This is a genomic window from Roseburia inulinivorans DSM 16841, from assembly GCF_000174195.1.
Taxonomy (GTDB): Bacteria; Bacillota; Clostridia; order Lachnospirales; family Lachnospiraceae; genus Roseburia; species Roseburia inulinivorans.
In genome coordinates this window covers 31,585-45,232 of the sequence record NZ_ACFY01000003.1, presented here as the reverse complement: position 1 = coordinate 45,232, position 13,648 = coordinate 31,585, and the positions used below count along the sequence as shown (strand labels likewise).

At 42.4% G+C, this 13,648-nt stretch carries 14 protein-coding genes and 1 pseudogene; all 15 read right to left on the bottom strand.

Features of this window, described 5'->3' with window-relative positions; genetic code table 11:
* Window positions 1-50: 50 nt before the first annotated feature.
* The 15 genes and pseudogenes from ROSEINA2194_RS00265 to rpmF all read right to left on the bottom strand — a co-directional run bounded on the left by ROSEINA2194_RS00265 (window position 51) and on the right by rpmF (window position 13,647).
* Entirely contained in the window at window positions 51-281 is a 231-nt protein-coding gene (locus tag ROSEINA2194_RS00265; RefSeq protein ID WP_007881993.1) for a KH domain-containing protein, read from the bottom strand.
* Between the two features lie 18 nt (window positions 282-299).
* Window positions 300-545: a 30S ribosomal protein S16 gene (rpsP, locus tag ROSEINA2194_RS00260; protein WP_007881991.1), complete on the bottom strand. Its 246-nt coding sequence runs from the start codon at window positions 543-545 to the stop codon at window positions 300-302.
* A gap of 35 nt (window positions 546-580) precedes the next feature.
* A complete protein-coding gene (gene ffh, locus ROSEINA2194_RS00255; RefSeq protein ID WP_007881989.1) occupies window positions 581-1,933 on the bottom strand; it encodes a signal recognition particle protein in 1,353 nt (450 codons plus the stop codon).
* A gap of 1 nt (window position 1,934) precedes the next feature.
* The gene (ylxM, locus tag ROSEINA2194_RS00250) at window positions 1,935-2,279 is read right to left on the bottom strand and encodes a YlxM family DNA-binding protein (protein ID WP_007881988.1); all 345 of its coding nucleotides are present in this window, start codon (window positions 2,277-2,279) and stop codon (window positions 1,935-1,937) included.
* Window positions 2,280-2,412: 133 nt separating this feature from the next.
* Window positions 2,413-2,565, bottom strand: coding sequence for a hypothetical protein (locus ROSEINA2194_RS20765; RefSeq protein WP_007881987.1), 153 nt, complete (start codon window positions 2,563-2,565; stop codon window positions 2,413-2,415).
* A 15-nt stretch (window positions 2,566-2,580) separates the two neighbouring features.
* Window positions 2,581-3,939, bottom strand: coding sequence for an NCS2 family permease (locus tag ROSEINA2194_RS00245; RefSeq protein ID WP_007881986.1), 1,359 nt, complete (start codon window positions 3,937-3,939; stop codon window positions 2,581-2,583).
* Window positions 3,940-4,024: 85 nt separating this feature from the next.
* Complete coding sequence (locus ROSEINA2194_RS00240; protein WP_007881985.1) at window positions 4,025-4,549, bottom strand: adenine phosphoribosyltransferase; 525 nt, start codon at window positions 4,547-4,549, stop codon at window positions 4,025-4,027.
* Between the two features lie 92 nt (window positions 4,550-4,641).
* A complete protein-coding gene (gene ilvA / locus ROSEINA2194_RS00235; protein WP_007881984.1) occupies window positions 4,642-5,853 on the bottom strand; it encodes a threonine ammonia-lyase in 1,212 nt (403 codons plus the stop codon).
* 2 nt (window positions 5,854-5,855) lie between these two features.
* Window positions 5,856-6,794 (bottom strand): signal recognition particle-docking protein FtsY, encoded by a 939-nt coding sequence (ftsY, locus tag ROSEINA2194_RS00230; RefSeq protein ID WP_007881983.1) that lies wholly within the window; start codon window positions 6,792-6,794, stop codon window positions 5,856-5,858.
* Between the two features lie 47 nt (window positions 6,795-6,841).
* Window positions 6,842-10,403 (bottom strand): annotated as a pseudogene (smc, locus tag ROSEINA2194_RS00225) (chromosome segregation protein SMC).
* A gap of 21 nt (window positions 10,404-10,424) precedes the next feature.
* Window positions 10,425-11,117, bottom strand: coding sequence for a ribonuclease III (gene rnc / locus ROSEINA2194_RS00220; protein WP_007881978.1), 693 nt, complete (start codon window positions 11,115-11,117; stop codon window positions 10,425-10,427).
* Window positions 11,118-11,268: 151 nt separating this feature from the next.
* Entirely contained in the window at window positions 11,269-11,502 is a 234-nt protein-coding gene (gene acpP, locus ROSEINA2194_RS00215; RefSeq protein ID WP_007881977.1) for an acyl carrier protein, read from the bottom strand.
* Window positions 11,503-11,504: 2 nt separating this feature from the next.
* On the bottom strand, window positions 11,505-12,533 hold the full coding sequence (gene plsX / locus ROSEINA2194_RS00210; protein ID WP_021924002.1) for a phosphate acyltransferase PlsX: 1,029 nt from the start codon (window positions 12,531-12,533) through the stop codon (window positions 11,505-11,507).
* A 123-nt stretch (window positions 12,534-12,656) separates the two neighbouring features.
* Complete coding sequence (locus tag ROSEINA2194_RS00205; protein ID WP_007881972.1) at window positions 12,657-13,310, bottom strand: YesL family protein; 654 nt, start codon at window positions 13,308-13,310, stop codon at window positions 12,657-12,659.
* A gap of 157 nt (window positions 13,311-13,467) precedes the next feature.
* Entirely contained in the window at window positions 13,468-13,647 is a 180-nt protein-coding gene (gene rpmF, locus ROSEINA2194_RS00200; protein ID WP_006858546.1) for a 50S ribosomal protein L32, read from the bottom strand.
* Window position 13,648: the final 1 nt, after the last annotated feature.

The following is a 13,648-nucleotide window of genomic DNA, read 5'->3' as shown; positions in this document are numbered from 1 at the left end:
TAGCATGGTAAGGAAAAAGCTATCCCAGACAACTGGGATAGCCCATCATGTTACTGCATAATCTCAACAATAACTTTTTTTTCTTCTTTTGAGGCTGCTGCCTTCACAACGGCTCGGATCGCTTTTGCAATTCTACCCTGTTTGCCGATTACCTTACCCATGTCAGACTGTGCAACGCGCAGCTCCAACACGATGGCTTTCTCATTCTCGGTCTCTGTCACAACAACTTCGTCCGGGTAATCAACTAGTGATTTGGCAATTACTTCAACTAATTCTTTCATTAGACCACCTCACTAATCTTATTTTTCGATTCCAGCATTTTTGAAGATTCTAGCTACTGTATCTGTTGGCTGAGCTCCGTTAGCTAACCATTTCTTTGCTAACTCTTCATTTACATGATATTCGCTTGGATCTTTTGTTGGATCATAAGTTCCGATCTCTTCGATACATCTTCCGTCTCTTGGGGATCTGGAATCTGCAACTACGATTCTATAGAAAGGAGCTTTCTTCTGTCCCATTCTTCTTAATCTGATCTTTACTGCCATGTCATTTCACCTCCTACGTGATTGCTAAAAATTTATTAAAAAGGAAGCCCTTTGAACATTCCTCTTTTACCTTTTTTCATCATGCCTGGCATCTGTTTCATCATCTTTTTCATCTGTTCAAACTGTTTTACCAGACGATTTACTTCCGCAATATCAACTCCTGCACCTTTTGCAATGCGGTTCTTGCGGCTTGGATTCATGAGCGACGGATTACGTCTCTCTTCCGGTGTCATGGAATAAATGATCGCCTCTGTGCGCGCCATGTTCTTCTCGGCTGCCTCCTGATCGATCTCAGGCATCTTTCCTTTGCCCATTCCAAGACCTGGCATCATTCCAAGGATGCTGGATAATCCGCCCATTTTCTTCATTTGACTCATAGATTCCAAATACATCTCAAAGTCAAATTCATTTTTGCGCATCTTCTGCTCAATACGCTTTGCCTGCTCCTCATCGATATCAGCCTGTGCTTTTTCAATCAATGTCAGCACATCACCCATACCAAGGATTCTTGAAGCCATTCTGTCAGGATAAAACTGCTCCAGATCAGAAAGTTTTTCTCCCATACCTACATATAAAATAGGTTTTCCGGTAACAGCACGGATTGAAAGTGCCGCACCACCTCTGGTGTCACCGTCTAACTTCGTTAAGATCACACCATCTATGCCTACCTTTTCATCAAACATCTTGGCTACATTCACTGCATCCTGTCCAGTCATGGCATCCACAACTAAAACGGTCTGATGAACGGTAACATTCTCTTTGATTTCCTGCAACTCAGCCATCATGTCATCATCAATATGAAGACGTCCTGCTGTATCCAGGATTACAATATTAAATTCATTCTTTGCCGCATGCTCGATTGCTGCTTTGGCAATGTTCACAGGTTTGATCTTATCTCCCATGGAAAATACTTCCACACCCTGCTTCTCACCATTGATCTGTAACTGTTCAATCGCACCCGGACGGTAAATATCACAGGCAGTCAGTAAAACTTTCTTTCCTTTCAGCTTAAACTTTCCTGCAAGCTTTGCTGCGGTGGTTGTTTTACCTGCACCCTGTAAACCTTCCATCATAATGACTGTCAATGCTTTTCCCGGCTGAAGCTTGATCTCTGTTGTCTCAGAGCCCATCAGCTTCACCATCTCTTCATTTACAATCTTAATGACCATCTGCCCAGGATTCAGTCCGTTCATCACATCCTGTCCGATTGCGCGTTCCTGCACATCTTTTACAAACTGCTTTACGACTTTGAAGTTAACATCCGCTTCTAAAAGAGCCATCTTAACTTCCTTCAAAGCTGCCTTGACATCATCCTCTGTCAAACGACCTTTGCTTCGCAGGTTTTTGAATACATTTTGAAGTTTTTCAGATAAACTGTCAAATGCCATCTTATAGCTCCTCTAAAATCTGATTGGAAATCTGCCCGATCTCCTCCATAATCGCTTCATTGTGACTGGAATGAAACTCCTTCGCCAGTGCATCAATCTGTGCTACTTTCTGCTTTGCTGACTGAAACTTTGCAATCAGATGAAGTTTTTCTTCATATCCTTCCAGAGACTTGGTACACCGCTTGATCATATCATGTACCCCCTGGCGGCTGATTCCCTCTTCGTTTGCAATCTCTCCAAGAGAAAGGTCATTGAACACGAAGTCCTCATAAATTCTTCTCTGGTGTTCGTTCAGCAGTTCTCCGTAGAAGTCATAGAGATAAGCCTGTTCGATTTTCTCTTCCATTCTTCACACCATGCCTTTATTTTACTATCCATACATCGGCACCTTTGCTAAGATAACATAAAACAAAACAGGTGTCAAGCATTTTTTCTTTACAGTAAAGGGATTTTGCTTGACACCTGTCTTTTAACACATTCTAAAACACGATCGCCGCCTGCACAATCGCACACGCGATGCTTACTATCGAAAGTGCTCCATATATTTTTTCTGTTTTCTTATCTGTGATAAAATACCCTGCACTTGTGAAAATAAACACAATCACGCAGATCATAAATGGAACATATTTCATCTGGTTCACGCTCTTTTATAAGAAGATATACTTACATACAAACAATACAGCAAGTACATACATTAACGGTGTGATTTTCTTTGCCTTACCGCAGATCACATTAATCACAACGTAAGAGATAACACCGATTGCGATACCTTCTGAAATGCTGTACATCAGTGGCATTGCGAGCATACATAAGTAAGCTGGAATTGCCTCTGTCATATCCGTAAAGTCAATCGAGATCACCGTTGTTACCATTAAAAATCCTACGAAGATCAATGCCGGAGCTGTTGCGAATCCCGGGATTGCGCAGAAAATTGGTGAGAAGAAAATAGCAAGCAGGAATAAGAAACCTGTCACTACAGAAGCAAGACCTGTTCTTGCACCTTCTGCCACACCGGAAGAACTCTCAACAAACGTAGTGGTTGTGGAAGTACCGAGAACTGCACCTGCACTTGTTGCAATCGCATCTGCGAGCAGTGCCTGTTTGATCCTTGGAAGTTTATCATTCTCATCTAACATCTGTGCTTTGTTTGCCACACCGATCAAAGTTCCTAATGTATCGAACATATCAACGAATAAGAAAGATAAAATAATCACTACAAAATCAAATACTCTTACCGTAGAAAAATCTGCTTTAAAGCACTGTCCAAATGTCTCTCCTAAAGAAGTGAAATCTGTCAGTCCCCAGACCGGATACAAAGAATAAAATCCAGCTTCTGCATCCGGAATATAAAGTCCGATTGCCTGAGCGATCATTCCTAAAATCCATGTGGCAGCAATACCGATGAGGATTGCTCCTTTTACACCTCTGATATATAAAATAGAGATGATAAAAAGACCGATCAGTGCAAGGATCGCTCCGATTCCAAGTGTATGGAAATCTCCTGTAAAGTCAACGATCGTAACAAGTGTGGAATCGTTATTTACAACAATGTGGCCATCCTGTAAACCTAAAAATGCGATGAAGAAACCGATACCGACACTCACACCTTTTTTCAGAGTGGTAGGAATTGCATTGAAGATCGCCTCACGCACATTGGTAAGGGAGAGCACGATAAAAATCAGACCTTCTGCAAAAACTGCCATCAGGGCGATTTTCCAGTCGTATCCCATTGCGCCACATACCGTGTATGCAAAATAAGCATTTAATCCCATACCCGGGGCAAGTGCAAATGGATAATTTGCAAGCATTGCCATTGCCAGTGTTCCAATAAAGGAAGCGATACAGGTCGCCATCAAAACTGCCGTCTTATCCATTCCTGCTGCTGCGAGCATGGATGGATTGACTGCAAGGATATACGCCATTGTCATAAATGTGGTGATACCCGCTAACACTTCTGTTTTCACAGTCGTGTTGTTCTCTTTTAATTTAAACATTTTCTCTAACATTTCTAATCTCCAACTTTGTCTTACATCATTTTACAGTCACGGTCTCTCCTGACGTGACTGCATAACATCTTCATATTTTATAAGGTTATTTTCCTTCGTATGTGATCACAGAGGCCACATCATATTTTGCCAGTTTTTCACGTCCTTTTAACCCTGCCAACTCCATTAAGAAAAGGATTTTTACAACTTCGCCGCCAAGCTGCTCTACTAATTTACAGCTTGCCTCCATAGTTCCTCCGGTTGCGATCAGGTCATCCACTAATACAACCTTCTGTCCCGGTCTGACCGCATCCTTATGGATCTCGATCTCTGCTTTTCCATATTCAAGATCATATTCTGCTGAGACTGTCTCACAAGGAAGTTTTCCTTTTTTACGAACCGGAATAAAAGCTTTTCCAAGTGCATAGGCAATTGGCATTCCAAAAATAAATCCTCTGGACTCCGCACCTGCAATAATGTCAAAATCTACTCCATCTAACAATTTGATCATGGAATCGATTGCCAGCTTTAATCCATCCGGATCCTGTAATACACTTGTTACATCACGGAACATAATGCCCGGTTCCGGAAAATCCGGTATGGTTCTTACATACTCTTCTATTTTTTTCATTGATAATACCCCTTTCACTTAAAAATGTGACAAATCCACAACCATCATATACGATTGTCTGTCAAGATTCAATTTAGTAATACTTATAAATCTTATAAGCTGGTGCGGACAACCTTTGGTTTGTACCCTTCTTTTTCCAGTGCTTTGATGATCTGTTTCTTGTGATCTGTGCCAAAACACTCTAATGTAATGCGGAGTTCCACGGCTGCGCTTCGGTTTGTTGTAACAAACTGATTGTGTTCCAATTTGATGACATTTCCCTGCTGTGCCGCAATAATACCGGACACTTTGCAGAGTTCGCCCGGCTTATCCGGAAGCAAAACAGACACAGTGAAGATTCTGTCTCTTAAGATCAGTCCCTGCTGTACGACAGATGACATGGTGATGACATCCATATTACCGCCACTTAAAATGGATACGATCCGTTTGTCGGACACATCCAGATGTTTTAATGCCGCTACAGTTAAAAGTCCTGAATTTTCCACGATCATCTTATGGTTTTCCACCATGTCAAGGAAAGCTGCTACCAGCTCATCATCCTCAACTGTGATGATATCATCCAGATTTTGCCGGATATAAGGGAAAATCTTGCTGCCCGGTGTCTTAACGGCTGTACCGTCTGCAATTGTGCTGACAGTCGGAAGGGTTGTCACTTTTCCTGCTGCAAAAGACGCCTGCATACAGTTTGCACCTGCCGGTTCTACACCGATCACTTTGATCTTTGGATTTAATAATTTTGCAAGAGTGGAAACACCTGTTGCAAGTCCGCCTCCTCCGATCGGTACAAGAATATATTCTACCAGCGGAAGCTCTTTGAAAATTTCCATTGCGATCGTACCCTGGCCGGTTGCAACTGCGAGATCATCAAATGGATGAATAAATGTGTATCCCTCTTTCTCTGCAAGTTCGTAAGCCTTCTGGCATGCCTCATCATACACATCTCCGTAAAGCACAACCTCTGCGCCGTAGCTCTTGGTACGGTTTACTTTGATGAGCGGTGTCGTGGTAGGCATGACAATGACTGCCTTGCATCCATAACATTTTGCAGCGTAGGCAACACCCTGCGCATGATTTCCTGCGGAGGCAGTGATAAGTCCCTTCGCTCTTTCCTCCTCAGTCAGTGTGCTGATCTTATAATATGCACCACGCACTTTATATGCGCCTGTAAACTGCATATTCTCCGGTTTTAAATAAACCTTGTTTCCTGTCTGCTGGCTGAAATAATCACTGTAAACCAGTTTTGTCTCTGTCGTGACTTCCTTTACCTTTTCGGAAGCCTCCTCAAACTTGTCTAATGTTAACATATCTATTTGTCCTCCTGTACATCAAATAATGCATTCACAAACTGATTGGAATCGAATTTCTGCAAGTCCTCGATTGTCTCCCCGACTCCGATATATTTTACCGGAATGCCAAGTTCTGAATGGATCGCAACGGCGATTCCACCCTTTGCTGTTCCATCCATTTTTGTCAGGATAATTCCGGTGATATCTGCCACATCTGCAAACTCTCTTGCCTGCGCAAGCGCATTCTGTCCGGTCGTTGCATCCAGAACAACCAGTGTCTCGCGGAACGCATCCGGATATTCTTTTTCCAGAATACGGTTAATCTTGCGAAGTTCTTCCATCAAATTCTTTTTATTATGAAGTCTGCCTGCGGTATCACATAAAAGTACATCTGCATTTCGCGCTTTTGCTGCTGCCACCGCATCATATACGATAGCTCCCGGATCAGCGCCTTCCTGTCCGCCGATCATCTCCACTCCGGCGCGGTTTGCCCACTCCTGAAGCTGCGTTCCGGCTGCGGCGCGGAATGTGTCTGCTGCCGCAAGGACAACCTTTTTTCCCTGATCTTTTAATTTTCCTGCGAGCTTTCCAACGGATGTCGTCTTTCCAACACCGTTGACACCGATCACCAGCACCACAGATTTCTCGTTTTCAAAACGATAGGCTGTCTCTCCGACATCCATCTGCTCTTTGATACTGTTGATCAGAAGTTCCTTGCACTCTGCCGGATCTTTGATATGATTTTCCTTTACTTTTTTCTTCAGGTTCTCAATGATAGCTTCCGTTGCATTGACACCGATATCACCCATAATGAGAATCTCTTCGATCTCTTCATAGAAATCGTCATCAATATTTGAAAATCCATTGAATACCGCATCAATACCGGAAACAATATTATCCCTCGTCTTGCTCAGCCCGGAAACCAGACGGCTCCAGAAGCCTTTTTTTTCTTCGCTCATCCCTTTTTCCTCGTTTCTATATGATTTGTCCCATTGTGTCCTCTGAATTAGTTGCTCAGATCATCATCGATCAGATTGACCGAAACTAATGTGGAAACACCTTTTTCCTGCATGGTGATACCGTACAGACGATCCGCTGCAGCCATGGTGCCACGTCTGTGGGTAATGACAATAAACTGCGTGCTCTTAGTCAGCTTATGTAAATATTTTGCAAAACGGCTGACGTTGGAATCATCCAGAGCCGCCTCGATCTCGTCTAACAGACAGAATGGAGAAGGTTTTAAATTCTGGATTGCAAAAAGCAGTGAGATTGCTGTGAGTGATTTTTCTCCACCGGACATCTGCATCATGTTCTGTAATTTCTTTCCTGGCGGCTGTGCGATGATGCGGATGCCGCACTCTAAGATATCCTCATCTTCCACAAGTTCAAGCGTTCCTTTTCCACCACCGAAAAGCTCCTTAAACACTTTATCAAACTCGCGCTGAATTTCTGCAAATTTTTCCATAAACTGTTTGCGCATTCCGGTATCCAGTTCTTCAATAATTCCAACCAGAGTCTTTTCTGCCTCAATCAGATCATCATGCTGTCCCTTTAAGAAACCGTAACGCTCCGAGATTTCTTTGTAATCTTCAATGGCATTGACATTGACATCTCCCAGTTTTCGAATGTCATCTTTGATGCCTGCAATCTGTTTTTTCAGATCCGTAAGATCCGAAAATGCCTCATCCCTCAGTTCCATCGCCGCATGCAGTGTCAGCTCGTACTCCTCCCACATATAATTCGTCTGGTAGTTTCCGGCTTCTTCAAGTTTTTCTCTCTGACTGTTCAAACGGTAAATCTCTTTATCCAGGTCTGCGATTTTTTTGGAAACATCCTCCTGTTTTTTGGAAAAATCCCTTGTAGGAAGCAGACATCTCCTCTTTCTTCCGGGTATGCTCTTTTAAAGCATTCTCCTGCTCTTTTTGATAATCTGCAGAGTTTAAAATTGTCTTTTTAATCTCCTCGATATCCTGACGTTTCTTCTCCACATCTGCTTTCGCATTCTTCGCTTCGTTTAACACGCCTTCGCGCTCGTCGTCAAAACGCCTGATCTCGCTCTGGATACGTGTGAGATTTTCCATTACGAATTCTGCCTTCTGACGGATTCCCGCAAGTTCTAATGTCACCTGTGATACCGCATTTGTGGCAGATTCCACGTCTGCACTTTTCTCATCCAGAATTTGCTGGAAGTTCTTATTTTCTTCCTCAATCTGGCTCTCACGGTTTTTCACATATTCAATTTCTTCTGATATCTTTGCTTTATTATCGTTGATTTCCTGAAGCTGTTTCTCTATCTCATGGTTTTCTGCGATCAGTCCTGCATACACATTTTCACTTTCGTTCTTCTGCGCCGCTGCACGATCCACATTCATTTTTGCCGTATTCTGTAAAATCAGCTGCTCCTGTAGTTCTGCCTTATTGGCTTCGATATCATCCACGAGCAGACTCTGTGCTGTCTTGATATCCTCCAGACGGCTGCGGCTTTCCTTTATCTTCTGTTCCGACTTGCTGATCAGTTCCTCTAATTCTTCGATCTCACGGTTTCTTCCGAGAAGATTACTGTTATTGCGGAATGCACCACCTGTCATGGAGCCACCCGGGCTTAAATACTCTCCCTCTAACGTTACGATATGAAGGGAATAATGATTCTTCTTTGCCAGTTTGATTGCAAAATCAATATTCTCTGTGACGATCACTCTTCCTAACAGGTAGGCAGTCACGCCCTCGTATTTTGCCTCTGTTTTAACTAACGTATTGGCAAGTCCAATGACGCCCGGTTCTTTTAGGGCATCCATATTTTTAAAGTTGCCTTTTCCATCTACACTTGTAAGAGGTAAAAAAGTTGCACGTCCCAGACGGTTCTCTTTTAAGAAAGAGATCATCTTCTTCGCAGTCTCTTCATCCTCGGTGACGATATTCTGGATATTTCCACCCAATGCCGTCTCGATGGCAACTTCATACTTCTTCTCCACCTGGATCAGATCAGAAACAACTCCAAGAAGTCCCTTATTCTGCTCCTTCTGTTCCATCACTTTGCGGATACTGTTACCATATCCATCATAGCGCTCTGCAATATTTTTCAGAGATTCTAATTTGGACTGCTGCTTGTTATATCTTGCAAGTGTCTCCTCTAATGTATGCGTTGTCTCAATGGATTTTTTCTTCCAGTCGCGGCTTTTCTCCTCCATGGAAAGTCCGGCCTGTTTCAGCTCTTTTATTTTCTGATTGACGGAATCTAAATCTTTCTGATACTCTGCTAAAACAGAATCTAAATCTGCTTCCTCTGTTTTTCTTGCTAGCAGTCTCTGGTTTAACTGGGCTTTTCGGATGTTGACCTGTTCTTCCATCGTGTCAAACCGCTGTTGTCTTGCCTTAATGGAAGCCTTGCTGTTCAACAGTTCAATCAATTCACTTTTGCCTTTTTCCATGCCTTCCGTACATCTCGCGATCTCTGTCTGCAATGTCTGAAGTGCTTCTTCCGCTGCTTTTTTCTTTTCCTCAATCTCAGAGATCTGTGCGTCCAGAGTAACCTTTTCTTCCTCATAAGTCTTTCCGGAAGAAATACGTTCTTCTTTCTCATGGTCGATGGCATCCAGACGGCTCTGCATATGTTCATCCGTATGCTCTGCCGAACGGATCTGCTCGTTTAAGATTTCAATCTGGCTCTCCAGCCTGTTCTTTGTCACAGCGGACTGACTCATCTCGTCACGGATTGCATTAATCTTTTCGTCCTCTGCCGCCATATCCTGTTCAAGCTTTTCATATTCTGTTTTTATCTGCTCATAACTTTCTTTTGCTTCCTGATAATCACGATCCGCAATCGAATAGTTTTCTTTGACTTCCTGTAACTGTCTGTCAATACGCTCCATTTCCAATAAGAACATATTGACATCAAACGTTTTTAACTCTTCTTTTTTCTTTAAATAAATACGGGCTTTTTCCGCCTGGCGCTCCAACGGACCGACCTGACGCTCTAACTCTGCCAGAATATCATTGACACGCACCAGATTTTCCCGCTCGTTCTCTAACTTTTTCTGGGCAGCTGCTTTTCGCTTTTTATACTTTACGATTCCTGCCGCCTCGTCAAAAAGTTCTCTTCGCTCTTCCGGTTTACCATTTAAGATACGCTCGATCTGTCCCTGACCGATAATAGAATATCCCTCTTTACCGATACCGGTATCATAGAAAAGTTCTGTGACATCTTTCAGACGACACGGACTTCCATTAATCAGATACTCACTCTCGCCGGAACGGTAAACACGTCTTGACACCGTAACTTCCTCGAAATCAATGGCAAGCTGATGATCTGAGTTGTCCATAGTGATTGCAACATATGCATAACTTAAAGGTTTTCTGTTTTCTGTACCGGCAAAAATAACATCCTGCATGCTTGCACCGCGAAGCTGTTTTGCACTCTGTTCTCCCAATACCCAGCGCACTGCATCTGCGACATTACTCTTACCACTACCATTTGGTCCAACGATCCCGGTGATCCCATTGTGAAAATCGAATACGATCTTATTTGCAAATGACTTGAATCCCTGAACTTCTATACTTTTCAGATACATTTCATAACTCCGTTTCCTGCATTATTTTTTCTGGACCGGTTTTAAAAGCAGCAGTGCCTGATAGGCAGCTTCCTGCTCGGCAGCCTTCTTTGTATGACCGATTCCTGTTCCGATCACCCGCTCGCCAATCCTTGCCTCTACTGAGAAGCGTTTGTCATGGTCTGGTCCTTCCTCTGAAATTAATCTGTAATTCAGTTCTTCCTCATAATGTCCCTGCACGACTTCCTGTAAACTTGTCTTGCAGTCATAGAAAAGCTTTTTATGTTCAATATCTGTTAAAATAAATTTATGGATAAACGTTTTTGCATGTTCAAATCCACCATCCAGATAAATTGCTCCGATCACTGCCTCTAATGCATCCGAGAGAATCGAATTGCGGTTTCTTCCACCTGTCAGATTTTCGCCCTTTCCAAGGAACAGATATTTGCCAAGTTCCATCTCTCTGGTACAGATTGCCAGCGTCGGTTCGCAGACCAGACTCGCACGCAGCTTTGTCAGATCTCCTTCCGACTTGTCCGGATATGCCTTATACAAAAAGTCACTGGAAACGATTTCCAACACCGCATCTCCCAAAAACTCCAGTCTTTCATTATCAGAATGTTTTCTCAAATGTTTCTCGTTCGCAAAAGAGCTGTGTGTCAATGCCTGACGCAGCAGTTTCTCCTGTTTGAATTCATATCCAATTTTATCCTGTAATTCTAAAAAATTTGCCATATTTTCTCCTCTCACAGAGGATTTTTCGTAATACCTCAGCCACCTGAGCCATTACCAAAAAACCTCTCCTCTTTTCTTATCAGTAACGTAAAGAGGCTGTCGCACATAGAAAAGATTTCGTTGCGACAGCCTGTATGCTTAAAAGTTATATTTATGAGTTTAAAGCATTTTTGATTTGTTCCACTGCGTCTCCAACTGTTACGATTTTCTCAGCTTCTTCATTTGGAATCTCAATATCAAATTCTTCCTCTAAGCCCATAATAATCTGGAAAACATCCAATGAATCTGCTCCAAGATCATCCACAAAAGTGGTTTCCATTGTGATTTCCCCTTCATCCACATTTAATACTTCAGCGATAATTTTTTTCAGTTTTTCGAATTCCATAATTACATTCCTTCCTGTTCTGCAGAACCTAAAATATTTTTCTTGATCTTACCATTAATATCCTGTTCTTTAAAAGTAACACACTGATAAATTGAATTGGTAACTTCCTTTGCCTTGGCACTTCCATGCGTCTTCACCACAAGACCATTCAATCCTAAAAGCGGTGCACCACCATACTGGGAGGCGTCAAATGTTTTCAGTGTAGATTTTAAAGCCGGCAATGCAAGCGCAGCGCCAATTTTGCTTCGCAGAGTACTCATCATACCCTTCTTGATTGCGCCAACCAGTGTACCCGCCAGTCCTTCGTACAGTTTTAAAATGACATTTCCCACAAACGCTTCACAGACAATGACATCTGCCTCGCCATGTGGAATCTCCCTTGCCTCAATACTGCCTACAAAATTAATGTCTGTACACTCTTTTAATAATGGAAATGTCTCTTTTACAAGCGCATTCCCCTTTTCCTCTTCTGCTCCAATATTTACAATTGCAACTCTTGGATTCTTAATTCCAAGAACATTTTCCATATAAATGGATCCCATCTTTGCAAACTGAACCAGATGTGATGCCCTCGCATCTACGTTCGCACCACAGTCGATCAATAAAGAGACTCCCTTTTCCGTAGGAATCAATGGTGCCAAAGGCGGTCTCTCAATTCCGCGGATTCTTCCAACGATAACCTGTCCTCCGACAAGGATAGCGCCTGAACTTCCGGCGGAAACAAAAGCATCTGCTTCTTTCTGCTTTACCATATTCATTCCAACAACAATTGATGACTGTTTCTTTTTTCGAATTGCATTCACTGGCGGTTCTGCTGTCTCGATCACTTCCTCAGCATGTACCACTTCAATCTGTTCTTTTGGGTAAGAATACTGTTTCAGTTCTTTCTCAACCACATCCTGCTGTCCTACCAACAGCACCTTGATGTCCGATCTGCCATTCACAGCATCGACTGCACCCTTGACTAACTCTCCCGGTGCATTATCTCCACCCATTGCATCCAGTGCAACTCTCGTGATTTCCTGTTGCATACACTTCTCCATTTCCTGCGTGTCAACTGCCTTACGAAAAGTGCTCCTTACACGTCTATAAGAAAATATACTATAACTTTTTCTATAAATCAATATATAATCACATTTGTGTGATCACAGTTCTCAGTTGAAATATTCCATGTTCCGTTCCTTCTCTGCTTCTAAGTCTTCCGGAGACATATATTTCTGAAAAATCTTTTCCAGAATGAAATTAGCAAGCAGCATATATACACATGGAATTATAAATACTGCCGGTGGGAATATATAAACTGCAAATGCTGCTGCAAGGAGCAGGGCAAAGAGAAGCAGTGTCTTCCACAGATTTCCCAGTGCGATCAGCGCTGCATTTTTTAAGATCATCTTTGTCTGATTCTCAAATCGCGCAATATAAGGAAATAGGTAAATTGCCCACATCGTTGCAAACATCATCAGCACTGCAAATACAATATATATTTTTCCTAACGCAACACCTGCTTTTGCATACTGATACATCACATAACAGTCGAATCCCATGATCGCATATAATAAGAGGAGGATCAGCCATACGATCGTTGACTGCCTGAAATTCGTCTTAAATGCATGCCAGAACTCCCTGCCTATGTAACTGCGGTTGTTCCGGATCACTTTATTCACCGTATAATACAATGCTGTGGTTGCCGCCCCGGCTGTCACGATCGGGATACATAAAAAAAACCAGAACGCACTCAGACAGATCACATCAATGATCTTCCCCAATCCCTGAAAAAACTTGTTGTCAACATTAAAAAAATCGCCCATATTTACTTCCTTCTTTGATTCGTGATAGAGCAATACTGCCCATTGGTAACATTCATTATAGCATAGCCCGAGACAGTCTACAATGACTGTATTTGTTAAAAATCGGTAAAGAAAAAGGACTTTCAATCTCTTGAAAGTCCTCTGATCTTCTTAAAAATTAGTCCTGAGGAATAATCTCTTTTTTGTTATATGAGCCACAGTTCTTGCATACTCTATGAGGCATCATTAATTCACCACATTTGCTGCATTTTACTAATGCAGGAGCAGTCATTTTCCAGTTTGCTCTTCTTTTATCTCTTCTTCCTTTGGAAGATTTATTTTTTGGACAAATTGACATT